General features: G+C 65.2%; 23 protein-coding genes. 13 read left to right on the plus strand and 10 right to left on the minus strand.

Annotated elements, in window-relative coordinates; genetic code table 11:
- Positions 1-83: 83 nt before the first annotated feature.
- Complete coding sequence (locus tag ACUY2Y_RS04015; protein WP_448324903.1) at positions 84-1,454, minus strand: amino acid permease; 1,371 nt, start codon at positions 1,452-1,454, stop codon at positions 84-86.
- Positions 1,455-1,549: 95 nt separating this feature from the next.
- A complete protein-coding gene (locus ACUY2Y_RS04020; RefSeq protein ID WP_448324904.1) occupies positions 1,550-2,482 on the minus strand; it encodes a succinyltransferase in 933 nt (310 codons plus the stop codon).
- A 42-nt stretch (positions 2,483-2,524) separates the two neighbouring features.
- Here ACUY2Y_RS04020 and dapE point away from each other — a divergent pair, with 42 nt between their 5' ends.
- Genes dapE through ACUY2Y_RS04055 form a run of 7 tightly spaced genes read left to right on the plus strand, consistent with a single transcriptional unit; the run spans position 2,525 to position 7,467 of the window.
- A complete protein-coding gene (dapE, locus tag ACUY2Y_RS04025) occupies positions 2,525-3,610 on the plus strand; it encodes a succinyl-diaminopimelate desuccinylase (RefSeq protein WP_448324905.1) in 1,086 nt (361 codons plus the stop codon).
- Between the two features lie 50 nt (positions 3,611-3,660).
- Positions 3,661-4,461, plus strand: coding sequence for an LOG family protein (locus tag ACUY2Y_RS04030; protein ID WP_448324906.1), 801 nt, complete (start codon positions 3,661-3,663; stop codon positions 4,459-4,461).
- Complete coding sequence (gene folP / locus ACUY2Y_RS04035; RefSeq protein WP_448324907.1) at positions 4,462-5,322, plus strand: dihydropteroate synthase; 861 nt, start codon at positions 4,462-4,464, stop codon at positions 5,320-5,322.
- Positions 5,322-6,053 carry a glucosyl-3-phosphoglycerate synthase gene (locus tag ACUY2Y_RS04040; RefSeq protein ID WP_448324908.1) on the plus strand — a complete coding sequence of 244 codons (732 nt, stop codon included), beginning with the start codon at positions 5,322-5,324 and terminating at the stop codon, positions 6,051-6,053. The genes folP and ACUY2Y_RS04040 overlap by 1 nt, the downstream gene beginning before the upstream one ends.
- Before the next feature lie 11 nt (positions 6,054-6,064).
- Positions 6,065-6,409, plus strand: coding sequence for a cell division protein DivIVA (locus ACUY2Y_RS04045; protein WP_448324909.1), 345 nt, complete (start codon positions 6,065-6,067; stop codon positions 6,407-6,409).
- Complete coding sequence (locus ACUY2Y_RS04050) at positions 6,397-6,567, plus strand: DUF3117 domain-containing protein (RefSeq protein ID WP_087116512.1); 171 nt, start codon at positions 6,397-6,399, stop codon at positions 6,565-6,567. The genes ACUY2Y_RS04045 and ACUY2Y_RS04050 overlap by 13 nt, the downstream gene beginning before the upstream one ends.
- Positions 6,568-6,588: 21 nt before the next feature.
- Positions 6,589-7,467, plus strand: a complete 879-nt coding sequence (locus tag ACUY2Y_RS04055; protein ID WP_448324910.1) for a methyltransferase domain-containing protein — start codon at positions 6,589-6,591, stop codon at positions 7,465-7,467.
- 88 nt (positions 7,468-7,555) lie between these two features.
- Here ACUY2Y_RS04055 and ACUY2Y_RS04060 read toward each other — a convergent pair whose 3' ends face one another.
- Positions 7,556-8,947, minus strand: a complete 1,392-nt coding sequence (locus ACUY2Y_RS04060; RefSeq protein WP_448324911.1) for a GH32 C-terminal domain-containing protein — start codon at positions 8,945-8,947, stop codon at positions 7,556-7,558.
- Between the two features lie 17 nt (positions 8,948-8,964).
- Positions 8,965-10,185, minus strand: coding sequence for a glycogen synthase (glgA, locus tag ACUY2Y_RS04065; protein ID WP_448324912.1), 1,221 nt, complete (start codon positions 10,183-10,185; stop codon positions 8,965-8,967).
- Positions 10,186-10,304: 119 nt separating this feature from the next.
- Between glgA and glgC the strand changes: the two genes are divergently transcribed.
- Positions 10,305-11,528, plus strand: a complete 1,224-nt coding sequence (gene glgC / locus ACUY2Y_RS04070; RefSeq protein WP_448324913.1) for a glucose-1-phosphate adenylyltransferase — start codon at positions 10,305-10,307, stop codon at positions 11,526-11,528.
- Here glgC and ACUY2Y_RS04075 read toward each other — a convergent pair whose 3' ends face one another.
- Positions 11,529-12,179, minus strand: a complete 651-nt coding sequence (locus tag ACUY2Y_RS04075) for an O-methyltransferase (RefSeq protein WP_448324914.1) — start codon at positions 12,177-12,179, stop codon at positions 11,529-11,531. It lies immediately after the preceding gene.
- A 65-nt stretch (positions 12,180-12,244) separates the two neighbouring features.
- Between ACUY2Y_RS04075 and sigE the strand changes: the two genes are divergently transcribed.
- From sigE to ACUY2Y_RS04090, 3 genes are read left to right on the plus strand one after another with little or no spacing between them, the layout of a single operon-like run.
- Positions 12,245-12,829, plus strand: coding sequence for an RNA polymerase sigma factor SigE (sigE, locus tag ACUY2Y_RS04080; protein WP_210575748.1), 585 nt, complete (start codon positions 12,245-12,247; stop codon positions 12,827-12,829).
- 5 nt (positions 12,830-12,834) lie between these two features.
- Entirely contained in the window at positions 12,835-13,173 is a 339-nt protein-coding gene (locus ACUY2Y_RS04085; protein ID WP_448324915.1) for an anti-sigma factor family protein, read from the plus strand.
- 4 nt (positions 13,174-13,177) lie between these two features.
- Entirely contained in the window at positions 13,178-13,675 is a 498-nt protein-coding gene (locus ACUY2Y_RS04090; RefSeq protein WP_448324916.1) for a Sec-independent protein translocase TatB, read from the plus strand.
- Here the strand turns inward: ACUY2Y_RS04090 and ACUY2Y_RS04095 are convergent.
- A complete protein-coding gene (locus tag ACUY2Y_RS04095) occupies positions 13,672-14,814 on the minus strand; it encodes an Mrp/NBP35 family ATP-binding protein (RefSeq protein ID WP_210575756.1) in 1,143 nt (380 codons plus the stop codon). The genes ACUY2Y_RS04090 and ACUY2Y_RS04095 overlap by 4 nt on opposite strands.
- A 90-nt stretch (positions 14,815-14,904) precedes the next feature.
- Between ACUY2Y_RS04095 and ACUY2Y_RS04100 the strand changes: the two genes are divergently transcribed.
- Together ACUY2Y_RS04100 and ACUY2Y_RS04105 are read left to right on the plus strand one after the other, a co-directional pair.
- Positions 14,905-15,447 (plus strand): general stress protein, encoded by a 543-nt coding sequence (locus ACUY2Y_RS04100; protein WP_259901220.1) that lies wholly within the window; start codon positions 14,905-14,907, stop codon positions 15,445-15,447.
- An 83-nt stretch (positions 15,448-15,530) separates the two neighbouring features.
- Positions 15,531-16,196, plus strand: coding sequence for a hypothetical protein (locus tag ACUY2Y_RS04105; protein WP_448324917.1), 666 nt, complete (start codon positions 15,531-15,533; stop codon positions 16,194-16,196).
- Positions 16,197-16,247: 51 nt separating this feature from the next.
- Here the strand turns inward: ACUY2Y_RS04105 and ACUY2Y_RS04110 are convergent, their stop codons facing one another.
- From ACUY2Y_RS04110 to ACUY2Y_RS04125, 4 genes are all read right to left on the minus strand, one after another.
- The gene (locus tag ACUY2Y_RS04110) at positions 16,248-17,315 is read right to left on the minus strand and encodes an HNH endonuclease signature motif containing protein (protein WP_448324918.1); all 1,068 of its coding nucleotides are present in this window, start codon (positions 17,313-17,315) and stop codon (positions 16,248-16,250) included.
- Between the two features lie 156 nt (positions 17,316-17,471).
- Complete coding sequence (locus ACUY2Y_RS04115; RefSeq protein ID WP_448324919.1) at positions 17,472-21,227, minus strand: multifunctional oxoglutarate decarboxylase/oxoglutarate dehydrogenase thiamine pyrophosphate-binding subunit/dihydrolipoyllysine-residue succinyltransferase subunit; 3,756 nt, start codon at positions 21,225-21,227, stop codon at positions 17,472-17,474.
- Positions 21,228-21,292: 65 nt separating this feature from the next.
- Positions 21,293-24,904: an ABC transporter ATP-binding protein gene (locus ACUY2Y_RS04120; RefSeq protein ID WP_448324920.1), complete on the minus strand. Its 3,612-nt coding sequence runs from the start codon at positions 24,902-24,904 to the stop codon at positions 21,293-21,295.
- Between the two features lie 132 nt (positions 24,905-25,036).
- Positions 25,037-25,969, minus strand: coding sequence for a hypothetical protein (locus ACUY2Y_RS04125; RefSeq protein WP_448325022.1), 933 nt, complete (start codon positions 25,967-25,969; stop codon positions 25,037-25,039).
- Positions 25,970-26,122 lie beyond the last annotated feature (153 nt).

The raw sequence follows: 26,122 nt of genomic DNA on the forward strand, positions 1-26,122 counted from the left end.
GCGCAAAAGCGCTAGCGCTGCATAGCTTAGAAGATCTTCAGGCGGCGTGTTGGGTTTCACGCGCGGCGGCGGCGTCGCGCCAGCTAAACCATGTGCGCCGGCTCGGACGCCTTGCCGCGGTGAACGATGAGGCTGGTCACGACGATCGCGCCAACGACGACGAGGGCGGAGATGAGCTCGGTGCGGCCGCTAGCGTCGAAAAGCATGAGCAGGATGAATCCACCTAGCGTGGCGAACGTGATCCACGGCAACCACGGGTAGCCCCACATGCGCACGTTGGTGATTTCGCCGGATGCGACGAGCTTGGGGTGCAGGCGGATGTACGACAGGATCACCATCGCCCAGATCGAAATCAGGATGCCGCCGACGGCGTTGAGAAGGAAGGTCAAAAGCCCCGGCGGGTTCCACCACTGCATCGCGACGGAGATGAAGCCGAAGATGATGGAGACGATCACCGCGCGGACAGGCACGCCCGATGCGTTCGTCTGAGCGAAATAGGAGGGTGCCTCGCCACCGCGCGCCATCGAGTACAGCAGACGGGAGTTGCCGTAGAGCTGCGCGTTGCACGCGGACAACAGGGCGAGTGCGATGACGACTTCCATGATGGTGGCGGCACCGGAGACATTCGCGCGCTCGAGCACGAGGGTGAACGGGGACTCGGCGGCGGAATCGGCGCCGGCGATCTGTTCGTAGGGCAGCAGCAGAATGATCAGCACCACGGAGCCGATGTAGAACACGGCGATGCGCCAAATCGCGGAGCGGATCGCTGCGCTGACGGCGGCGGTGGGGTTCTCGGATTCGGCTGCGGCGATAGTCACGAGCTCGATGCCGCCGAATGCGAAGGCGACGGCGAGCATGGCGGTGGCGATGCCGCCGATGCCGTTGGGCATGAAGCCGACGTGGTCGATATTGCTGGTGCCCACGGCGTCCATGCCGGGGAAGAGTCCGAAGACCATGAGCACGCCGACGACCAAGAAAATGACGATCGCAGCCACTTTGATCAGGGCGAACCAGAATTCGAATTCGCCGAAGCCGCGCACGGCGGCGAGGTTGATCGCGGCGAAGAACACGACGGCGATCAGCGCGGGAATCCACGGCGCGATGTCGAACCAGCCGGAGATGATGGCGGAGGCGCCGGTGATCTCCACGCCGATGATGAGCACCTGCATGATCCAGTAGGACCAGCCGACGGAGAAGCCGGCCCAGGCGCCGAATGCCTGGTCGGCGTATGTGGCGAAGCTTCCGGAGGACGGTCGCGACGCCACCATTTCCGCGAGCATCGTCATGATGCAGACGGTGACGGCGCCGGCAATCACATAGGCGATGATGACGGCCGGTCCGGCGGCTTGAATGCCCACGCCGGTTCCGAGGAAGAGTCCGGCGCCGATGGCGGAGCCCAGTCCCATCATGGTCAGGTGGCGGGTTTGCAAGCCGCTATTGAGGGTGTTCGACATGAGTCAAGTGTAGGAACCATGGGCGCGAGCCAATAATTCGGGGTGAATTAAATGCAGGCTCAAGTAAAAAGAGCACGCTTATCGACGCCCGGCCCCTACCGCGACCTCTCCCTCACCACAGGGGTAGCGCTGTGCGGTTCGTTAATGATCGTCCAGTCCGACTGTTCAGTGATCGTGTGAGCGGGGACGTAGGTCTTCTCGTGCGGATTGCGCGTGTCGTAGACAATGGTGTCGGGCTCCAAAATGATGCCGGATCCGAGTTCGCAGCGGTCGCCCATGTTCAAGTCGATGAGCCCTGCTGACGGCCGGATGATGCAGTTCTCGCCGATGCGCAGGGGAGACCGGTTGTGCCCGTTGGTGCGTTCCGCCATGACGAAGGACGACAACCCGAGGTCCGAGCCCGCCCCGATAACGCAGGAGGACAGCACGCGCCCTTCCACCTGCGCCGGGCCGAGGGTTCCGGCGTTGTACGACACCGATCCTTCCCGGAATACGCTGGTCCCGGGGCTGAGATACGCGCCGAGGCGGACGCGTTCCGCTTCCGCGATGGACACCCCAGTGGGGACGACATAATCGACCATGCGCGGCAGACGCTCGATGCCGTAGACATGAATGGTTCCGCGGGCGCGCAGGTTGGTGCGCACGTACTCGAAGTCATCGGGCAGGCACGGACCTTTATTCGTCCACGCCACGGGGACGAGGTGTTCAAGCGCGTCTGTCATATTGATCTCCAGCGGCTTCACCTTCCGGTGCGACAGCAAGTGGAGACGCAGGTAGACGTCGTGCGCGTCGATAGCTGGCGCAGACAGGTCCGCGATCTCGGTGCGCACCGGCACCACTTCCACGTGGCGGTCTCGGTCCATGCCGATCAGGTTGAGCAGCCGAGGCGAGAGCTCATTGGCGCTGACGCGGCGGGTGAGGGGGTGGGGGATGTCGTCGATAAGCTCGACGATGGGGTACCAGCTGTCGAGGACGGTGCCGTTGGCGGCGATATGTGCGATTCCTGTAGCGCGAGCTCCTTGGGGCATGGCTGTATCGTACGTGCTTACCCGGCAGGTAGTATCGCCCCCGTGAATCTGGACCTTTTTGCTGACCCTGTCGAGCTCACCAAAGCGCTGGTCGACATCCCGTCGCCCTCCCACGAGGAGAAGGCGATCGCCGACGCGATCCAGGCCGCGCTCGAGGCCTTGGACGGCGTGGAGGTGACCCGCCGCGGCAACACCGTCGTCGCGCGCACCAACCGCGATCTTGGCGAACGGATCGTTCTCGCCGGGCACATCGACACCGTGCCCATCGCCGATAACGTGCCCCACCACGTCGAAGGCGACATCTTGTGGGGCTGCGGTGCCGTCGACATGAAGTCCGGAATGGCGTGCTACCTCCACGCTTTCGCGACGCTGTGCAACTCTGCCGACCTGCAGTTTGACCTCACGCTCATCTGCTACGAAGCGGAAGAAGTCGCCGCTAAGTACAACGGTCTCGCGCATCTTGAACGCGACGAGCCCGAGCTGCTCCAGGGCTCGCTGGCGTTGCTCGGCGAACCGTCCGGCGCGATCATCGAGGCCGGTTGCCAGGGCAGTATCCGCGTCACCGTCACCGCGCGCGGCACCCGTGCGCATTCGGCACGCGCGTGGCTCGGCCACAACGCCGCGCACGACCTCGCCGGAGTACTCGGCCGCATCGCCGCATATGAGCCGCGCACCGTCACCATTGCGGGCTGCGAATACCGCGAGGGCCTCAACGTCGTCGGGCTTTCCGGCGGCGTCGCGACGAACACGCTTCCCGACGAAGCCTCCCTCACCATCAACTTCCGCTTCGCACCCGATCGCAGCCTGGACGAAGCGAAACAGCACCTCGAAGACACCCTCGCGCTCGAAGAGGGCCTCGAATTGCTTTACGACGACGCCGTCCCCGGCGCCCTCCCCGGCCTCGACGCCCCCGCCGCCCAGGGCCTGCTCGCCGCTGTCGGCGGTGAATTCCGTGCCAAATTCGGATGGACGGATGTGTCCCGGTTCTCTACGCTGGGAGTTCCGGCTGTGAACTTTGGCGCCGGCGATCCCGGGTTCGCCCACAAGATCGACGAGCAGTGCCCGATCGAGCAGATCCGCACCGTCGCGGACACCCTCATCGCGTACTTGACCGGCGCATCCGCTTAAAGCGCAGGCCCGCAGCGCAATAACTTTCCCGACTAGAAAGCTCTCACCCCGTGGCACCACACATCACCCCGCGCCCGGATCGCGACCGTACTCTAAGCGGCCCGATTCTTAGGCGCCACAAAGGCAGCGACGCCAATTCCACGTCCACCTACGACCAGCGTCTCTTGCAGATGGGTCGCCCGGACCACGATTGGAAGCATGCGGACCCGTGGCGCGTCATGCGCATCACCAGCGAGTTCGTCTCCGGTTTCGACGCGCTTCACGATCTCGACTGGGCCGTGACCGTCTTCGGTTCCGCCCGCCTCGGCGAGGGCACCCCGGAATACGAGCAGGCCCGCGCACTGGGCAAGGCCCTGGTGGAGGCTGGTTATGCGGTCGTCACCGGTGGCGGCCCCGGCCTGATGGAAGGGCCGAACCGCGGCGCTTACGAAGCCGGCGGCATGTCTGTCGGCCTGGGCATCGAGCTGCCTTTCGAGCAGGGACTCAACCCCTGGGTCGACCTCGGCCTGAATTTCCGGTACTTCTTCGCCCGCAAGACGATGTTTTTGAAGTACTCGCAGGGGTTTATCTCGCTGCCGGGCGGCTTCGGCACGATGGACGAGGTCTTCGAGGTCCTCTGCATGATCCAGACAGGCAAGGTCACCAACTTCCCGATGGTGCTCCTCGGCACCGAGTTCTGGTCCGGCCTCGTCGACTGGATCCGCACCCAGCAGCTCGGCCGCGGTCTGATCTCGGAGGGCGACGACCAGCTCTTCCTCGTCACGGATTCGGTGGACGAGGCGGTGGAGTACATCGTCAACACGCACCGCGAGATGTCGGACCCGCGCAACCTGCACAAATACGAGCGTTAAATGCATCTCCTTCCCGCCGGCCTGCCTCGCGTCATGGCCATCGTGAACCGCACTCCGGACTCGTTCTATGACAAGGGTGCGACCTTCGCCTTCGACGCCGCTCTGGCGCGCTGCCGCGAGGTCGTCGACGCAGGAGCCACGATCGTCGATGTCGGCGGCGTGAAAGCGGGCCCCGGCGACGACGTCAGCGCTCACGAGGAGATCGACCGCGTCGTGCCGTTTATCGCCGCCGTCCGCGATCAGCTCGCCGCAGCCGACGCGACCTCGGTGGATATCTCCGTGGACACGTGGCGCCCGGATGTCGCGGAGGCGGCGATCGCGGCGGGAGCGACCCTCATCAACGATACGTGGGCAGGGTTTGAACCGGAGCTCGTCGAGGTCGCTGGCGCGCACAACGTGGGCTACGTCTGCTCTCACACCGGCGGTGCGACCCCGCGCACACGCCCGCACCGCGTGCACTACGACGACGTCGTCGCCGACGTGATCCGCGAAACGACGACGCTCGCGGGGCGCGCCGTGGACTGCGGCGTCCCGGAAGACAAGGTGTTCATCGACCCCACGCACGACTTCGGCAAGAACACGTTCCACGGGCTGGAAATCCTGCGGCGCATCGACGAGGTCGTCGCCACGGGCTGGCCGGTGCTCATGGCGTTGTCGAATAAGGACTTCATCGGGGAGACCACGGGACGAGCAGTGGGGGAGCGCATCGCGGGCACGCTCGCGGCGACAGCGTGGTGCGCGGCGCGCGGGGTCGCGGCATTCCGCGTGCACGAGGTCGCCGAAACCATCGACGTCATCCGCACCACCGCAGCCATCCAAGGAACCACAGGTCCGCTCGCCACGATCAGAGGTTTGGCGTAGTGCAGGTCTCCGTCGTCATTCCCGCCCTCAACGAGGAAGCCACCGTCGCTGATGTGGTGCGCGCAGCTCGCGCATCGTGCGCCGACGAAGTCATCGTCGTCGATTCCGATTCGACGGACGCGACAGCCGCCAACGCGGAAGCTGCCGGCGCGACGGTGCTCAATTGGCGGGATATTGCGCCGGAGATTCCAGTTCAGCCCGGCAAGGGCGAAGCGCTGTGGCGCGGGGTCCTCGCGGCGCAAGGAGATATCGTGGTGTTCCTCGACGCAGACGTCACCACCGTTGAGGCGGGGTGGGTGGATAGGTTGGCGGGGGCGTTCGTCGATAAGCGTGTGCATCTTGTGAAAGCGAGCTATGACCGCGCGCTCAACGGTGCCCCGCGCGGCGGCGGGCGCGTTACGGAACTGACGGCGAAGCCGCTTCTTCGCCTCCTGTTTCCCGACATCCCGCCGCTCGACCAGCCGCTCGCCGGCGAATACGCCATCCGCCGCGCTACCGCACTCGAGGTGCCGTTCGTCGCGGGATACGGCGTCGAAGCGGGCTTGCTTATCGACGTCTCCACCCTCCACGGCCCCTCCTCCCTCACCCAAATCCCCCTCGGGCAGAAAGCCCACCGCAACCGGCCTTTGCACGAACTGTCCGCGATGGCTGAAACCGTCGCCGCCACCATCCTCGCCCGCGCCGGCGTAGGCGACGTCCCGCAACGCCAGCCCTGGGCCGAACTGCGGTAGCATCAGCAGCCATGCTGTCTATGTTGCTGCTCATCCTCGTCATCGCCGCCATCGCGCTGCTCGGCGCGTGGATTTCTGCCTCGATCGCCGGCCGCGGTGAAGCGCTACCTCCGATGGACGCACCCCACGACGTCATCGCCGCAAACCGCGACGCCGTCGACGCTGGCCGCTACGAGGACATCGCCCTTGAAGTCGTCCCCCGTGGATACCGCCAGGACCAAGTCGACGCTCTCGTCGAGCACCTCCTATCCAAGCAAGGGCGTAAGATTGGGGAGGAATTTCCGTCGCGCGTACCCGCGACCGACGGAGAGCAGACAATCGAAGAGCCAAGGAGTAACACCACATGGCAGCAATGAAGCCGCGTACCGGCAACGGTCCGATGGAAGTCGTCGAGGAAAGCCGAAAGATCGTGATGCGCATCCCGTCCGACGGCGGCGGACGTCTCGTGGTGGAGCTCAACAACGAGGAAGCTGCCGAACTTGGCCAGCTCCTCACCGATGTCGCAGCGCAGTAGAGCTGCAGGTAACATGACGCCATGCTCAAAGACATTGTTGATGTGCTGGCGGACCCCGTTGACGGAAGTGCTCTAACGGGGGCGGACGATTTCAGCCGCCTGGTGTCTGAGACCGGGCATTCGTACGACGTGGCTAAGCAGGGCTACGTCACGCTGGCATCTGGTGCCGGGATTGCTCACGAGGGCGACAGCCCGGAGATGGTTGCTTCGCGCGAGGCGTTTTTGTCGCGCGGCCATTTCGCGCCGTTCGTGGAGACGGTCACGGAGCGCGTCCTCGACGCTCTTCAAGGGCTTCCGCTTGACGACGTCGCAGCCACCCCCACCATCCTCGAAGTCGGCGCCGGAACCGGCTACTACCTCACGCACACTCTGGACGCGGTGGAGAATTCCCGCGGAATCGGCGTCGATATCGCTGTTCCCGCCGCGAAGCACCTGGCGAAGGCGCATCCCAAGATCGGTGCCGTCGTCGCAGATGTGTGGGAGGGTCTTCCTCTGCGCGACAATTCCGTCGACGTGATCACCGTGATTTTCGCGCCGCGCAACCCGCAGGAATTCGCGCGCGTGCTTGTCGACGACGGCGAGGTCCTCATCCTCACCCCCCAAGCCGGCCACCTCGATGAACTCCGCGAGCCCCTCGGCATCTTGGGCGTTGAGGAAGGCAAGCAGGAGCGCATGCTCGAGCAAGCCGCCGGCCACCTCGTTCCCGTCGGTGAGCCAGAGCTCATTGAGTTCCCGATGAACCTGGACCGCGAGTCGATCGCCGCCCAGGTCGGAATGAGCCCGTCTGCCCGGCACCTCGACCCCGAGGTTCTCGCTGAGCGTGTCGCTGCTCTTCCTGAGACGATGACGGTCACCGCGCGAGCGCAGCTCACTCGGATGAAGCGAGCGCCGCAGGCCTAGGCTCCGCGGCTCAGCCTTAGGTTCCGCGGCGCTGTCTCCGCCCTGCTCGCGCAAACTACAGCCCTGCGCGAGCAGGGCTTTCGCGGTTTTAGACCGCCGCGCGCGGGCGGCTCCACTGGCTGAGAATCTCCGCGTCGCCTTCAGTCGTGGCGCGGAGCTCACCGACGCCGTTTTCGGGCCAGAAGCGGCTGGCCATGGTGACGGCGCCGCCGCCGGCGAAGACTTCGATGGCGGAGCCGTCGACAAGCACGGAGATGTGGTCTTCGTCCTCGTCGTCGAGCTGCGCGGTGGCGGGGTTGCCGTCGAGGCGGTCGAGGGTGATCTCGTCGCCGGAGTGGGTGATCACAGCGGCGACGTCGCCTGTGGTGTCGACAACTTCGACTGCCACCTTCGAGCCCACCGGGATCTCACACAGGCCAGTCCAGAGCTTGGCGCGCTGGGTGGCGCTGACAGCGTCGGGAAGCCCTTGCGCGGGGGTCTGGTACAGCTCTCCGCCCGCGAGGGTGACCACGCGGGGCAGCGACAGGGCGTTGGCCCAGCCTTCGGATTCCCAGGTCGGCTGGGCTGTCGGGTCGCCGCCGCGGCCGGTCGCAGCCAGCAGACCGAAGATGCGGGCTTCGGCGTAGCGCTCGTCGTCGGTCTGCGTGCCGCGCACGACGTTGGTGCTGCGGGGGCGGGTGAAGTCGTGGCCGTAATCGAGGCGGGTGAAAGGGGTCCGCACGGTGAATTCGGTCTCGTCGAGGGTGCCCACGAGGTAGCCGGTCAGGTCGCCCTTCTCAAGCTCGACGGTCAAAAACAGCACGTCGTAGATCTCGCCGTCTTTCTCGTCGCGCAGGCGGATGATGCGCGGGGCGACGGTCACAGCGTCGTCGGAAAGGCCGGTGTCGCCGTCGAAGCGCAGCGGGCCGAGCAAGGACCACGACGTTCCGTCGGGGGAGTCCAGCACGACCGGGACAGGCTTCTCGGAGGGGCCGCTGCTCGCCAGCATCACCCAGCCAGATTGGCCACGGGTGCGGTCCTCGCTTTCCTTCCAGTCGGGGACGACGCAGGGGGAGCGGAAGCGAGTGAAACGCCCGACGTCTTTCACCACAGGGCCGAGGCGGCGCACTCCGGGATCGATGTCACCGGCTTCGTCGACTTCGTCGCAGAGGGTCTCGATCTCGTCGATACGCGCCGCTTGAACCGTCGTTCCTGCGTTGGTGACGGACGTGAAGTACAGGTCCGTGCCCTCCGCCGAGGAAACGACGGAGCCGGCCAGGATGCGGGTCTCGCCGCCGACGGGCGCGATGACGTCGTTGCACTCGTAGAAGTCGAACGGGTTGCCCTCGGAGAATTGGTGCGCCCATCGCGTCGGGGCACCTTCGGAAGGTTCGTACTGGTAGAAGAGGTGCCAGTCGTCGCCGTCGCGAAGCATGCCTGCTGCGGCGTTCAGAATGCCTTTATCCGCGGTGACATGCAGTTCCGGTCTCAAATTGCTCACAGTTTCGTCCTCCGGTCTTACAGAAGCGACTTGTACACGTCGACGGTTTCTTGGGCGATTTTGTCCCAGGTGAATTCTTTTTTCACGCGGGTCAAACCAGCTGCTGCGAAGCGTTTGGTGGTGGCCGCGTCCTGGGCGAGTGCGTTGACTGCGGCGGCGAGGTCCTTCTCGAAGGACTGTGTGTCGTCCGCGTCGTAGTGCACCAGGGTACCGGTCTCGCCGTCAACGACAACTTCGGGAATGCCACCCACGTCGGACGCGACGACGGCGGTGTTGCACGCCATCGCCTCCAGGTTCACGATGCCCAGCGGTTCGTACACCGACGGACACACGAAAATATCGGCCGCGGAGTATATATCGCGGATATCTTCCTTCGGCAGCATGTCCGTCACCCAATGCACGCCGTCGCGCATTGCACGAAGCTTATCGACGAGCCCCTCCGTCTCCTCCGCAATCTCCTTCGTATCGGGAGCTCCTGCGCAGAGAATCAACTGGATGTCCGGGTCGAAGTCCTGGGCTGCCTTCACTAGGTGGGGTACGCCCTTTTGGCGGGTGATGCGCCCGACGAATGCGACGACGGGGCGCGATGGGTCGATGCTGAGGCGCTCGATGACATTCTTTTCGCTGTTCGCGTCGGCTGCGGCACTGTCGGTTTCGCCGCGCAGGTCGCCAGCGGCGTCGACGGTGGAGTACCAGAACGAGGTGTCGATGCCGTTGAGGACGACGTGGACACGCGAGGCGTCGATACGCGGGTAGGCGCGCAAGATGGCGTCCTTCATGCCGGAGGAGACTCCGATGACGGCGTCGGCGTTTTCCATGGCGTTCTTCTCGGACCAGGAGGAGACGTCGTAACCGCCGCCGAGCTGTTCGCGCTTCCACGGGCGGTCGGGTTCGAGGGAGTGTGCGGTGACGACGTGCGGGACACCATGGAGCAGTCCGGCGAGGTGCCCGCCGAGGCCCGAGTACCACGTGTGGGAGTGGACGATGTCGACATCGGAGGCGGCATGAGCCATGCGCAGACCCGTCGACATGGTCTTGATAGCGCCGTTCGCGTCATCCAGGGCGGGGTCGACGCCGTGGACGTACACGTTTTCCGCGTCGCGGGGCTGGCCCATGCAGTGGACGTCCACGGTGACGTCGTCAAGCTTGCGCATGAAGCGCGTGAGCTCTGTGACATGGACTCCCGCGCCTCCGTAGATTTCGGGCGGATATTCGCGGGTCATCATTCCGACTCTCATGCTCTCCGAGACTAGTAGCGTTTCCGCGGCCGTGCAGGCACCCACGGAGGGAGGTGGCGGGTGTCCCATTTGCTGCAAGTGCAGTGCAGCTTTAGCTCTTCTTACCTAGGCTTGGGGGTGTGAACAGCCAGCCGAATGTCCTCGCCATTGTCCTCGCGGGCGGAGAAGGCAAGCGCCTTTTTCCGTTGACTCTCGACCGCGCCAAGCCCGCCGTGCCGTTCGGCGGGAATTACCGTCTCGTCGACTTCGTTCTGTCCAACCTCGTCAACGCCGGGTACAACCGCATTGCGGTGCTGACGCAGTACAAATCGCACTCGCTCGACCGCCACGTGGCTACCGCGTGGAATTTCTCGGGGCCGATGCACCAGTACATCGCGTCGGTGCCGGCGCAGCAGCGTCTGGGTAAGCGCTGGTACCAGGGGTCGGCGGACGCGCTTTTGCAGTCGCTGAACCTCATCTACGACGAGCAGCCGGACTACGTGCTCGTCTTCGGCGCTGACCACGTCTACCGCATGGATCCGTCGCAGATGGTCGAGGACCACATCGCGTCGGGCAAGTCGTGCACCGTCGCCGGCATCCGCGTGCCGCGCGTCGAGGCCACGGCGTTCGGTTGCATCCAGTCCGACGACGACGGCACGATCACGGAGTTTTTGGAAAAGCCCGCCGACCCGCCGGGCACGCCCGACGACCCAGAGGTCACCTACGCGTCGATGGGCAATTATTGCTTTTCGACGGAGGCGCTTATCGACGCCCTCCGCGAAGACAACGACAACGAATCCTCCTCCCACGACATGGGTGGGGACATCATTCCGTATTTTGTCGGCAAGGGCGACGCCCACGTCTACGACTTCTCCGCCAACCAAGTCCCCGGCGCGACTGAGCGTGACAAGGGGTACTGGCGTGACGTCGGCACCATCGATTCCTTCTACGACGCCCACATGGATCTCATCTCGATCCACCCGGTGTTCAACCTGTACAACAAGTCGTGGCCGATTCACTCCACTGAGGACGAGAACCTGCCGCCCGCGAAATTCGTCTCCGGCGGTATCGCGCAGGAGTCCATCATCGCGCCGGGCTCGATCATTTCGGGTTCCACGGTGCGCAATTCTGTGCTGGCGACGGACGTGCGCGTGGAAGAAGGCGCGACGGTCGAGTCATCCGTGCTCATGCCAGGTGTACGCGTCGGCCGCGGAGCTGTCGTGCGCCACGCCATCTTGGATAAGAACGTCTACGTTTCGGACGGCGCGACCGTCGGCGTCGACGAGGACAACGACCGTGCCCGCGAGTTCACCATCTCGAAGGCCGGTGTTGTGGTGGTGGGCAAGTCCGAGGTCGTCGAGTAGTTAGACGCGGCGCGTTATCAGCGTCACCCCGGAATCGAGGGGGAGACGCGTCACGACGGCGCCTTCCAGCCCGTCCACCAGCTCATCCGCTTCCCGCGCAGCGAGTGTGGCGCGGTCTTTGCGGGTGGGGTCGGTGACGGTGCCGTCGAGAAGCGAACCCGCGAGAACGAGCGTGCCGCCGGGCGAGAGCAGCGGCCACGCGGCCTCGACGACAGCCGGCAAATCCACAGGGTCGACGTCCGCGTAGACGAGGTGGTACGCGCCCGTCGCGAGCCGTCCGAGCACGTCGAGCGGGCGCGACGGCAGGAAACGCGCGCGCGATCCGCCGAAGCCAGCGTCCCGGAACGCGGCCTTCGCGCGCGCCTGGTGATCCGCCTCCGGGTCGATGCACGTCAACGGGGCCTTGTCCGGCAGTCCCGCGAGAATGTGCAGGCCCACAACGCCGGCGGCGGGCGTCATCGCCACAGCGCCCGTCGCGGCAGCGCCGCTGGTGGCGCCGGCTGCAGCCAACGTACCCAGCAATTCACCCACCGCGACGCTCGGGGTGGGAAGGGAGTATTCGGAGGCGTCGGCGCGGGCGTCGATAAGCGGGCCCTCTTGCTGCTTGCCTGTGATGTACTCGTTGAGGGACGAAAATGCTGAATTGCTCACACGAATATCCTACGAAATCGACCCCGGCGGTGCGTGGACCCGCGCGGTACGCAACAATAGTGAGCATGCACGACGACGCCACCGGCACCGCCGCCTTCGACCAAGGCCACGGCGAGATGCCCAGCTGGGCAGAGCTCGTCGAGGAGCACGCTGACAGCGTGTACCGCCTCGCGTTCCGCCTCGCCGGCAACCAGCAAGACGCCGAGGACCTCACGCAAGAGACGTTCATGCGCGTGTTCCGCAACCTGAAGACGTACAAGCCCGGCACGTTCGAGGGCTGGCTGCACCGCATCACGACGAACCTGTTCCTCGACATGGTGCGCCACCGCAGCAAGATCCGCATGGAGGCGCTGCCCGAGGACTACGAGCGCGTCCCCGGCACCGCCCCGACGCCTGAGCAGGTGTACACCGCGACGAACCTCGACCCCGCGCTGCAGGCTGCGCTCGACGAACTCGGGCCTGAATTCCGCGTGTCCGTCGTGCTCTGCGACGTCGTCGGGATGAGCTACGAAGAGATCGCCAAGACGCTCGGCGTGAAAATGGGCACCGTCCGTTCGCGCATCCACCGCGGCCGCAGCCAGTTGCGCGCCTCGCTCGAGGCCCAGGCCGCGTCCAGCGAGGCGGCCCGCGAGCTCATTCGCGCGAGGTGACAGCCGTGCCGACCTTCGATTCCATCGAGCACCTCAATTTTGAAGCCGTCGCCGCGCTTATCGACGACGAACTCACCCCCACCGCCCTCCGTCGCGCCCAACAGCACCTGCTGCAGTGTCCCGACTGCCGCCGCGAAGTCGCTCAGCAGCGCGCTGCCGCTGATGCTGTGCGCGAACACAATTCCGACGGGTGCTTGCGCGCGCCGCGGTCGTTGGTGGAACGCCTGCAGCATCTCGACTCCGCTGACGCGGACTCCCCCGCTGCCGCAGCCGATTCCCGCTCCCGCGAATCGTCCCGGAACCGGCCCTTTTCCTGGCTCCGCATGCGCGACGGGCTAAGGTGAAACCGTGTTTGACACTATCGGTTGGGGCGAAATCTTCGTCGTCGTGCTCGCGGGCCTGATCATTATCGGTCCCGAGCGCCTGCCTGGGGTCATCATGGATGTCCGAGCCGCGATATTCGCGGCCCGCCGCGCGATCAACGACGCGAAAGACGAGCTCTACGGCGAGGAATTCGACGAGTTCCGCAAACCGATGAGCACCGTCACCGAATACGCCGCGATGGGGCCGAAGCGCGCCATCGCCAAAGTGCTTTTCGACGAAGACGGCGACTACCTCGACCAGTTCGACCCCCGCAAGATGATGGATGGGGACCCTTCTGTGGGCAGTTCGGCGGCTCCCGGTCCCAGCTCTGATGACGTGCGGGGATCGCAGGAGCGAGGGTCTAAACGGCGGCGTCGTCAGCCCGGAATGGGCGTCAGTGCGCCGCAGGACTCGCAGACAGGGAACCAGAACCCGCCGGCGCAGTCGGGCGGGGCAGGGTTCTCGTGGGCGGACGTCACCTAGTTTCGGGTGACTCCTAAGTTGAGGTTCTTTCCGGCGAGGGAATCGCGGCGGATCTTCAGCTTGCCGGCGATGTCGGCGATGGCCTTGCCGGACGGGGAGTCGGGGGCCTGCACAGCGATGGGGGTGCCTTCGTCACCCTGGACACGCAGAGCTGGATCGAGGGGGACAGAGCCGAGGAGGGGGACGTCGGTGCCGGTGATGGCGGTGAGGCGCTCGGCGACGTTCTCGCCGCCGCCGGTGCCGAAGACATCCATGGTGGTGCCGTCGGGCATGACCATGGCGGACATGTTCTCGATGACGCCGGCGACGCGCTGGCCGGTCTGCTGGGAGATGGAGCCGGCACGTTCAGCGACTTCGGCGGCAGCGGCCTGCGGTGTGGTCACGATGAGGAGCTCGGCATTCGGGACGAGCTGCGCCACGGTGATGGCCACGTCGCCGGTCCCGGGCGGAAGGTCCATGAAGAGGACGTCGAGTTCGGACCAGTAGACATCGGAAAGAAACTGCTGGATAGCTCGGGTGAGCATCGGCCCACGCCACACGACTGGGGCGTTGCCTTCGACGAACTGGCCGATGGAGATGTGGCGCACGCCGTGGGCGATGGGCGGCATGAGCATCTCGTCGACAACCGTCGGGCCCTGGCCCGCCGAACCCATGAGGCCGGGGATGGAGTGGCCGTAGATATCGGCGTCCAAAATGCCGACGTTCAAGCCCTGCGCAGCCAGCGCGGTCGCTAGGTTCACCGTCATTGAGGACTTGCCGACGCCGCCCTTGCCCGACGCCACCGCGAACACCCGCGTCGTCGACCCCGGCTGCGCGAACGGGATCACCGGCTCGGACCTGTCGCCCTTGAGCCGCTGGGCGAGGTTGCGACGCTGCTCCTCACTCATCGTGTGCATGGTCACGCTGACTTCGCCGACGCCCTCGAGTTCCTCGAGCACGGCACGCACATTGGATTCGATGGTGTCGCGCATCGGGCATCCGGCAATGGTGAGGTAGATGCCGACGGCGACGTCGCGGCCGTCGATACGCACGGACTCGACCATGTCCAATTCGGTGATCGGTTTGCCGATCTCGGGGTCATCGACCCGGGCGAGTGCGTTGCGGACAGCTGCTTCTGAAATCGGGGCTGTGTCAGTCATTGCCCGTAAAGTATATGGCCTTCGCGCCCGCGGCTGAAGCCGGCACTAGACTCGAACGGGTACACGAACGCGAAAACGAAGGATGAGCACATGAGCCAGCTGAATCCGGCACCCGGCGGCGCCTCCGCATCGCGCCGTCCCGTCGACGGGCTGCAGCGCCCTTCGGGTTGGCCTGTGGGCAGCTTCAAGAATTACGAGGACGCGCAGGCCGCCGTAGACGGGCTGTCCGACCGCGAGTTCCCGGTGGAGGACATCACGATCGTCGGCGTCGACCTCATGCAGGTCGAGCGGGTTACCGGGCGGCTGACGTGGGGCCGCGTGCTGGCGGGCGGCGCGCTGTCCGGCATGTGGTTCGGCTTGTTCGTCGGTTTGCTGTTCGCGCTGTTCACGCCGGATGTGTGGAAGTCGTTGTTGTCGGCGCTCGTGATCGGTCTGCTCTTCGGCGTCGTGTTCGCAGCGCTCGGGTACGCGTTCACGCGCGGCCGCCGCGATTTCTCGTCCGCGACGACCATCGTCGCCGGCCGTTACGACATTTTGTGCGAGCCGTCGTCCGCGCCCCGCGCCCGCGACATGATCGCGGAGATGGGGCCACGTCCCGCACAATCGCTTATCGACGAAAGCCCCCAGAGCTAATGCCCTCCCTTTCTCACCTGCAGAGCAGGTCGCGTGGGCGTTCGTCGTGGTCGTCGGTTGGAGCTGTGCGAATCGTCGCCGCTATGTCAGCTGTGGGGATGCTTTTCGGCGCGACAGCGTGCGCGCCGGCCGAGGAGCCGGTGCGGATTGCCGCTGATCCGTCTGACCCTGAGCAGATGGTGCTCGCCGAGATCTACCGCCAGGTGGCGGAGTTAGCCGGCAAAGAAGTGGGGATTGTCGGCCAGCAACTGAACGATGACGGCGAGAAGCTCGCCCTGCTTCAGGCCCGCGACGCGAATCTGGCGGTCATGTGCGTCGGGTCGCTGGTCGTCGCGGCGAACTCGGCCGAGACTGACGCTTTAGAGGAAAAGAAGCGCGAGGCAGACGCGGATGACTCCAACGACGTGGATTTGGCGCTGGCGACCTATGATGCGGCCGTCGCGACGTTGCCTGGTGCGTTCAAGACCGTCGATCCGTCGCCTGCCGAGGGCTGCGCAGACGCCGATCACGGCGACTTGCCGCAGAACATCATTCCCGTCTACCAGGCCGGGCTTTTCGACCGCGGCGTCCGCAACGCCATGAACAAAGTCACCCGTGCGTTGTCCACGACAGACTTGGAGAAGCTCATCGAGAAGACCGAAGAAGACGGCGACCCCGGCGCTGCCGTCAATGCCTGGATGCAGGAGAAGACCGGCATGGGTTCCGAGTTGAAGCGCATCGTCGACGAAGGCCAGGCTCGCGAAGTCTAGAAGCCGATTGCAGGCGCGCCGAACTGGCCGTGGGGTGTGGTGGTCCCTCGGCTATGTTCCGAACAGTAGGTGCATGGCACCGTATTGGTGTGTTCTGTTCGGTACTGGTGTTCCGCGCGGTGAAACCCATGTTGGTGTCCCATCGCGCATCTGTATTCGGCCCCTGTTGTGTCTGTCGGGGTCATCGTCGTTGGTGCGGTTGTGGTACCTGCACAACACCGACAGGTTGTTCATGTTCGTCGGCCCGCCGCGGGCCCAGGGTTCGATGTGGTGGACCTCGCAGTTATCAGCAGCATGCCGACAATCTGGTACCGGGCACGTCGTCAGTGTTGCCCGGGCGAGGTCGCGTTGTTTCTTATTGGCGAACCGTTTCGTGTTGTACAGGTTCACCGGACCTGCCTGCGGGTGGAAGAGTGCCACCTCGAGGTCTTTGGAGTGATGGTGGGTCAGATACTCCGCACCAGTCATCGTGGTGCCATCCGACAATCCCAGGATGGTGTCATCCCCTTGGCCGCCGAGGATCTTGATGTAATCCGCCAGCGGGATTAGCACCAGTGGGCGTGGGACAGCATCCGCGACAGCACCGTCGTTGTGGAGCAGGTCGTGGAATGCCTCGTACATCTGCGGACCCTCGGGACGGTTAGCGTCGAGTTTTTGGCGCAGGGCGTACTCAAGGGCAGCGATATCACTCGCATCACCAGTAGCACTAAAGGTGCGTTTGCCTTTCCGTTCCTTACCGAACCGGACCGCCGACTCCGGAGCAGGTGTGTCCACCTCAGGGACGATGTCTTTGGCGCGGCGTTTCAACGTCTCGTAGTTCCCGCGCACGGACAGCAACGCGAGGCGGATTGTCCACTTCTCTTTCTCGGTGCCCAAGGGGCGGACTCGTTGCTCGATGAGCACCAATTGATCCAGTGACTTCGCAGTCTGGCGGGCAACACGAACAGCATTAGCCTGCTGGCGGGAAAACCGAGTCTTTCCGTAGTAGACCTCGTAGACGCCTTTCCAATCGGCAACGCGGGTGGGGTTGGCGCCGGCGTCGACAAGCTGCTGGGCGTTGAAACTGCCCAGCAGGTCGATGGCGTTGCCTGCGCCCACATGCGCCGCGAATTGGTTCATGGCACAAACGTTAAACGCCCCGCAACTTATCGTCTACGAAACGATGTCTACTTCAGTAGACATCGCACAAACGGGCAGGTCACAGGGCGCAGAAATGGCTGAAACCCCGCCGCGCGCCGGTGAAAGGGCGTGGGGCGGGGTAGGGAGGGGAGAAGGTTAGGCGAAGGCTTCGTCGATAAGCGCCTTCTCCTCTTGCTGGTGAACCTTGCTCACGCCGGTCGCCGTGGTGGACTGTGCGCGGCGGGAGATACGGCGCATCGGCGGCAGGTTGTCGACGAGGTTGGCCAGGTGCTCGTTGTAGAACGGCCACGGACCCTGGTTGGCGGGCTCGTCCTGCACGAAGCGGACCTCCTTGGCGTTCGGGTAGTTGGCTAATGCCTTGTTGAGGCGGTTGAACGGGATCGGGTGGAGCATCTCGATGCGGATGATGGCTACATCGTCACGCCCGTCCTTCTGGCGGCGCTTCTCAAGGTCATAGTAGATCTTGCCGGAGCACAGCATGATGGTGGTGACCTTGTCGGCATCGCCGATGACCTTGTTCTTCGCGTCGACGATATTCGGGTCGTCGATAACGGAGCGGAAGGACTTGGACTCGATGAAGTCCGCCGGCTGGGAGACAGCGGCCTTGTTGCGCAGCATCGACTTCGGGGTGAAAACGACGAGCGGGCGGCTCATATCGCCCAAGGCTTGACGACGCAGCAGGTGGAAGTGGTTTGCCGGCGTCGACGGCTGAGCGATCGTCATGGAGCCCTCGGCGACGAGCTGCAGGAAGCGCTCGATGCGTGCCGACGAGTGGTCCGGGCCCTGGCCCTCGTAGCCGTGCGGCAGCAGCATGATCAGGCTGGACAGCTGACCCCACTTGGTCTCACCGGAGGAGATGTACTCGTCGATGATGGTCTGGGCGCCGTTGGCGAAGTCACCGAACTGTGCTTCCCATGCGACGAGTGCGCCCGGGTTACCGACGGTGTAGCCGTATTCGAAGCCGAGACCGCCGAACTCGGTAAGAGCCGAGTTGTAGATGTTGAAGCGGCCGCCGTTGCCGGACTCGATGGCGTAGGCATCGAGCGGGTTGTACTGCTCGCCGGTATTCGGGTCGAACAGGACGCCGTGGCGCTGGGTGAAGGTACCGCGCTTGGAGTCCTCGCCGGCGAGGCGCACGAGCTTGCCCTCAGCGGCCAGCGAGCCGAAGGCGAGGAGCTCGCCCCACGCCCAGTCGATGTTGCCGTTGTCGAAGGAGCCGCCGCGGGACTTCAGCACCGACTTGAGGCGCTTGTTGGGGGTGAAGTCGGCGGGGAGGCTGGCGTAGGCGTCGGCAAGCTCCTGGAATGTTGCCTCCGTGATGGAGGTGTCCAGGCCGCGGGTGAGCGACTGGGATTCGGTGATGCCGTGCTGGGAGGCGGGGGAGCCGCCGCCTTCCTTGACGTCGTTGAACACGGAGTCCAACTGGTCGTGGAAGTCCTGCTTGGCGATCTCCGCCTCTTCCTCCGTGAGGTCGCCACGACCGATGAGGTCCTTGGTGTAGCGGGTACGCACGGACGGGTGGGAGTCGATGCGCTCGTACATGAGCGGCTGGGTCACCGACGGGTCGTCGGCCTCGTTGTGACCGCGGAGGCGGTAGCAGATGAGGTCGATGAAGACGTCTTTGCCGAATTCGCGACGGTACTCGGTGGCCAGCTGGCCGACCCAGGCAGCTGCCTCGGGGTCATCGCCGTTGACGTGGAAGACCGGGCAGTCGAAGCCCTTGGCCAAGTCGGTGGCGTAGTAGGTGGAGCGACCCTGGTCCGGGGTGGTGGTGAAGCCGACCTGGTTGTTCACCACGATGTGGACGGTGCCGCCGACGTTGTAGCCGGTGAGCTGGGACATGTTCAGGGTCTCCTGAACGACGCCGAGGCCGGCGAAGGACGCGTCGCCGTGGAGCATCATCGGGACGACGGAACGCTCGTTGGTGTTGTTGTCGTGGTTGATGATGTCCTGCTTGGCGCGGGCGATGCCGACCAGCACCGGGTCGACGGCCTCCAGGTGGGACGGGTTGGCGGCGAGGGTGACCTTGATCTCGCCGTCACCGAACATCTGGAGGTGCTCGCCTTCGAAGCCGAGGTGGTACTTCACGTCGCCGGAGCCGCCCTGCTGGGCCGGCTGCAGGTTGCCTTCGAATTCGCCGAAGATGGTCTTGACCGGCTTACCGACGATGTTGAACAGCACGTTGAGGCGGCCGCGGTGCGGCATGCCGATGACGACCTCGTCGAGGCCCTGGCCAGCGGCGGTGTCGATGACGGCATCCATCAGCGGGATCAGGGTCTCGGCGCCCTCGAGGGAGAAGCGCTTCTGGCCGAGGTACTTGGTCTGCAGGAAGTTCTCGAAGGCCTCTGCAGCGTTGAGCTTCTGCAGGATGTACTTCTGCTCGGCGCTGGTGGGCTTGGGCATGCCGACTTCGATGCGGTCACGCAGCCACTCGCGCTCGTCGCGGTCGAGGACGTGGGTGTACTCGGCGCCGACGTGCAGGGTGTAGGCGGCGCGCAGGCGGGTGAGGACCTCGCGCAGCGTCATGGTCTCCTTGCCGCCGAAGCCGCCGACGTTGAAGGTGCGGTCGAGGTCCCACAGGGTCAGGCCGTGGGATTCGAGCAGCAGGTCGCGGGAGTCCGGCTTGGGCAGGCCGGGCTGGTGCCACTGCAGCGGGTTGGTGTCCGCCATGAGGTGGCCGCGGGAGCGGTAGGCCTCGATGAGGTTCATCACGCGGGTGTTCTTGTCAACACCGCCGTTGGGGATGTCCTGGGCCCAGCGCATCGGGGCGTAGGGGATCTGCATGGCGTTGAAGATCTCGTCCCAGAACTTGTCGTCGTTAAGCAGCTGCGAGATGTCGCGGAGGAATTCGCCGGACTCTGCGCCCTGGATGACGCGGTGGTCGTAGGTGGAGGTCAGCGTGGTCAGCTTGCCCACACCGAGCTCGGCGAGACGGTCCTCGGAGGCACCGGCGAATTCGGCCGGGTAGTCCATGGCGCCGACGCCGACGATGGTGCCCTGGCCCTTGGTCAGGCGCGGGATGGAGTGGCGGGTGCCGATGCCGCCCGGGTTGGTCAGCTGAATGGTGACGCCCTGGAAGTCCTCGAGCTTGAGCTTGTTCTGGCGGGCGCGGGCGACGATGTCCTCGTAGGCCTTGACGAACTGGTCGAAGGTGAGGGTCTCGCACTCCTTGATGGCGGCGACGACGAGCGCGCGGGTGCCGTCCTTCTGCGGAAGGTCGATGGCAAGGCCCAGGTTGATGTGCTCAGGCGTGACGACGAACGGCTTGCCGTCGACCACCTTGTAGTTGACGTTCATGCCCGGGTGGAGCAGAGCGGACTTGACGATCGCCCAGCCGATGATGTGGGTGAACGAGATCTTGCCGCCGCGGGTGCGCTTTAAGTGATCGTTGATCTGAGCGCGGTTTTCGAACATGAGCTTGACCGGCATGTCGCGCACGGTCGTCGCGGTCGGGACGGTCAGGGACTCGTCCATGTTCTTCGCGATGGCCTTGAAGGTGCCCTTCAGCTGGGTCTCGCCAGCCTCCGGAAGCGGCTTGAGGCGGTCCATCGGGGACTGCTTGGCCTTCTTCTTGTTGGCGCTCTTCTGCGACGGCTGCGGCACGTCCTTGACGGCGGTGTCGACGCGGGTCTCACGGCCGTCCTGGCTTGGGGCACCGGTGGTTTCGGCGACCTTGGTCGCGGTGCGCGCCTTGTGCGGCTGGGTGTTGTTCGCCGACACCTTCTTCGCGGCGGGGGAGACGAGCGGGGTGGCCTTGCCCGCGGCTGGCTTACCCTCTTTTTCGAACATCTCGCGCCATTCTTCGTCGACGGAGTTCGGATCTTCCTGGTACTGCTGGAACATCTCATCAACCAGCCAGTCGTTTTGGCCGAATGTGCTCTCGCTGCTCACGGCAGGTACTCGCCTCGTTTCTTCGTTCTATGTGTGCTTTTGATTGCTTTGTCGGTCATTGTCAATCAATGGCTAACAGCCCACAATACTGCATACTTTCCGCCCCGCTTGAGCAGGTCGGTGTGGGGTCCGTCTTCAATGATACGTCCTTGGTCTATAACAAGGATTCGGTCGGCCCTCGCGGCGGTGGCGAGGCGGTGCGCGACGATGATTGCGGTGCGGTGAGCAGTGGCGCGTCCGGAGGCATCGAGGACGGCGCGTTCGGTGGCGGGGTCGAGGGTGGCGGTGGCTTCGTCGAGAAGCACAACGTCGGGACGGAGCATTTCGGCGCGGGCGAGCGCGATGATTTGGCGTTGGCCGGAACTCAAGCCGCGGCCGCGTTCGCCGACGCGGTGATTGAAGCCGCCGGGGATGGCGGCGATGATGCCGAGCGCGCCGATGCGTCGCACGGCGGCTTCGATGTCGGCTTCGCTGGCGTCGGGCGCGCCGTACGCGATGTTGTCGGCCACGGTCCCGGGAAACAGGTAGGACTCTTGGGGGACTTGCGCGAGTGCGCGTCGCCAGTCGGGCAAGGGGAATTCGCGGACGTCGGTGCCGCTCGCGGTCACAGCGCCGGACACGGGATCATAAAAACGGGCAAGTAGCTTGACGACGGTCGACTTGCCCGCCCCCGTCGCCCCCACCAGCGCCACGGTCTCGCCAGGCTGGAAGGTGACGGTGACATCTGACAGCGCGACCGGAGAAGCGCTGGTCGGCTCGGCTGCGTCGGCTGAATCGCGGGAATCGGGGCGGGCGCTGTAGGAGAAGGTGACGCCGTCGAGGGAGAGGGGGCCGCGAGCGGCGTCGGAGGCGTGCGGGGTGGTGCCGGTGTCGGGGACGGTGGTGGGTTCGTCGAGAAGCGCGCGGATGCGGTCGAAGCTCACGGTGGCTTGCTGCCAGGAGTCGAAGATTTGGCCGAGCTGCTGGATGGGGCCGTAGAGCTGGGTGAGGTACATGGTGAAGGCGACGAGGACGCCGACGGTGAGAGTGCCGTCGGCTATGCGTGCGCCTCCGATGGCGATGATGATGGCGGTCATGATCTGGGAGATCATCTGCATGCCGTTGAAGTAGGTGGCCACGAGGAGCTGCGAGCGCATGCGCAGACGCCGGTAGGTCTCGCTTTCTGCGGTGAAGTGCGCTTCGGCGGACGGTTCCATGCGGTGCATTTGGCTGATGCGGATCCCGCCGATGAGCTCGGCGAATTCGCCGTTGACGGCGGAGATCTGGGCGCGGGCTGCAGCGTGGAATCGCTTGGAGTAGTGGCGGAAGACGACGGTGATCATCGCGATGACCGGAACGGCGTAGAGGGCGGTCAGGGCGAGGGAGCCGTCGGTGGCGACGAGCATCGCGGCGACGCCGATGAGGGTGCCCACTGAGACGATCGCTTGAGCGAGACCTGTCTGCAGGAAGCTGGACAGGGTGTCGATGTCGGTGGTCATCCGTGTCATGATCCGGCCCGAGAGGTGCGATTCGAAATAGATCAGTCCGAGATGCTGCAGGTGGGCGTAGCTGCGCACGCGTAGGCCATAAAGGAGGCGCTCGCCGGAGCGGACGGATAAGACGGTCATCGCGGCGTTGGCAGCCCACGCGATGAGGACAACGGTCAGGGCGGCGCCGGAGACGAGCCAGAGGGTGCGTTCGTTGCCGGTGGCGATGCCCTTGTCGACGGCTGTGCGGACCAGCGTCGGAAAGCTTAAGTCCGCCAGCACGCCCACGACGAGGAGGGCGGTGACTGCCGCGATCAGCCATTTGACCGAGGAGAACATCGCGCGCAGTCCCGCTGGGATCGTGCCGGTGGGCTCTTCGTCAGCGTCGGGAAGCGCCTCGAGGCGCTCTAAGAGTTCAGGTGTCGCGGTGACAACGCGGGCGCGGCCACCACCGCCACCGCCGCCGCCACCTGTGCCGGAGGAGGTGAGAACGTGCTCGTGAGGCGAGGAGTCGGGCAGGTCGGGCCACAGCTGGTCATGGGAGGGATCGGCGGGAGGAGGGGAGTCGGAAGTGGTGTCGCCGGGGGCCATGAGGGCCGTGTAGGAGGGGTGGGTAAGGACGGGGGTGAGGGGAGCGTCGATAAGCGATGTGCCGTGGTCCACGATGATGACGCGTTCGGTGTGCTCGACCGTGGATTGGCGGTGCGCGACGGCGATGATGGTGACGCCGGGGAGGTTATCGCGCAGGTTGGCGAGGATGTCTGCTTCGGTCGCGGCGTCGATGGCGGAGGTGGCGTCGTCGAGGATGAGGACGCGCGGGCGCGACAGGAGTGCGCGGGCGAGCGCGATGCGTTGGCGCTGGCCGCCGGATAGCGTGAGGCCGCGTTCGCCGACGACGGTGCCGTAGCCGTCGGGAAGCTGGCTGATGAATTCGTCGGCGCAGGCCATGCGCGCGGCGTGGGCGATCTCGGCGTCGGTGACGTCGGCGCCCATGGCGATGTTGTCGCGGATGGACAGTGAGAACAGGAAAGCTTCGTCGAAAACGCACGTGACGGCGCTGCGGATGTCGGCGTGGGTGAGCTTGCTGTACGGGATCTGGCCGTCGGGCGTGACGAGCGCGAGGTGCCCGCCCTCGGGGGTGTAGAGCGCCCCGGCGAGCTGCACGGCCATCGACTTGCCGGAACCTGCTGGCCCTACGAGCGCGACTTGCTCGCCCGGCGCGACGGTGAGATCGAAACCGTCGAGGACGCGCCGGCCGTCGGCAGTGAATGTGACGTCGTTGAATGCGATGCCGACGGGGCCCTCGGGCAGCGCGCGCGGGGTTGCGGGGTCGGGGCGCTCGGGCGCGAGCTGCAAGACCTCGTCGAGCCGGTCGATGCCGCTCATGCCCATCTGGAGCGTGACGTACGTGTTCGCCAGCATGGACATCAGCGACGTCAGCGAGCTGAGATACGCGGTGAATGCGACGAAGCCACCGACGGTCATGCCGCCGTTTAGCGCGATGATGCCGCCGGCGACGATCGTGACAACGAGTGCGAGGTTCGGTAGCTGGCTCAGCGCGGGCTGGAAGGAGGCGGTGAGCTTCGCCGCGCGCATTTTCACGGCGTAGAGGCGCCGCGCGAGTCCATCGAGGACATCGATTTCGTGGTCTTCCCGCCCGAAGGCCTTGACCACGCGCACACCGGAGACAGTCTGCTCGACGTGGCTGGTCAGATCGGCTGCGGTCTGCTGATTCGCCCACGTGGCGGCGTACATCGAGCGGCGCGAGCGGTTGGCCACCCACACGATGACTGGCAAAAACGCCAGGGCCATAAGTGTCAGGGGCAGGTCCACCCAGGCCATGACGGCGACGGTGAGGATTAGCTGGACCAGGCGCGAAAACGCCATGGGGCTCAGCGCCAGAACGGAGAACAGCTGACCCAGATCCGTAATGGAGCGCGAGACGATCTGCCCGGTGACGATGTGGTCTTGGCCTGGCCCGTCGAGGCGGTGCAGCGTTTTCAAAAGCTCCACGCGCACGTAGTGCTGTGAGCGCGTGGCCAGGTTGCCGGCGGCCCAGCGGCGCAGGACTTGGAAGGCGAATTGGGCGACGGCGATGCCAGCCATCGCCCACGCGATTGACGTAACGGAACCGTCGCGCGTGCCAGTGGCGACGTCGACGGCGGTGCCGGTCAGCCCCGGCAGCGTCGTTTGCAGCACTGCCGCCAGCACCGCTGTGACCAGGGTGAGCGCCGCAAAGCCACGGTTCGCGTTCAGCGACCGGGTGAGCAGATGCCCGCGCAGCTTATCGACGACCCCCGCCCGCTCCCGTCTGTCTGACTGTGTGATCCCGGCTTCTCCCCGCTAGCGCTTCGATGATGCGGCGTCGGCTGCTGCTGCCGCGGCTGCCTCGTCCTTGTCGGCCTCGCGGTCGTCGCTGTCTTTGTCGCTGTCCTTGTCACTGTCGCGGAAGCGACTGAACACGTCGACGAGGGCCTTGACGCGGAATTTCTTGTTCTTCTCGGCCTTGTCGATCTCGTCTTCCGCCTCGGACTTCGCAGGCAGCTCATTGGTGAATTCAGCGGGCGGCTGGCCGAGGTTGGGGACGAGGCCCTCAATGACCTTCCTCGCCAGGGCACGGTTGGCCATGGTGCCGGCGACGGCGCCGATGCCCAGCGGCATGAGCTTGCCCAGCCACATGCGGCGCAGACGCTTTTTCATGGACTTCTGTAGCTGGCGGGTGAGCAGGCTGTTGGCCTGGCTCAAGGTCGGGCCGGAGAATTTGGACACCGTCGCAATGGAGGGGACCTTCTGGGCATCGGGGCCCATGAGCGTATCGACGATCGCCGCGCCCTGCGAACCCGACAGCACCATCAAAACGATGGCGCGGCGGCGCTCCGCATCCGAGATGTCCACGCCGCGGAGGTAGGCGGAGCCGACGGTGTAGACGGCTGCCAGATCCACGAATACGAGGGATTCGCCGGCGACCGCGGCGGCACCGGTGAAGAAACCGATGCCCGGGATAGCAGCAGCGCCACCAGCTCCAGCACCGGTGCCGGAGGCGGCGTACATGAAGTGTTTGTCCATCATCGCCTGGATCTCAGCGGGGGAGGCCTCCGGATTCGAGCGGCGCAGGTGGTCGACGTAGGCGCGGATCACACCGGATTGCAGGCGCACAGCGCGGTCCAGACCGCGGATGAACGAACGGCCCCACAGGTTCGCGTTCTGCTCGATGGTCTTCGCGTCCAGCTCAGTCGGCGTAGCAGCCGGCTGGTTCTTCTTGTCTTTCTTGAACAGGGCCATGGTGTGGCATCTCCTTTGTTCGCGCCTGCATGGTGGGCAGGCGCTGGGGTGCAGTGTCGTCTGGCCCGTGAAAGCCAATGCACACCAATTTATAGGAGGACGGGGTGGGTCGTCGTCAAGCGTCTGCCCGTACGCGCTGGCATGGCT

Source organism: Corynebacterium sp. 20-84, from assembly GCF_053479455.1.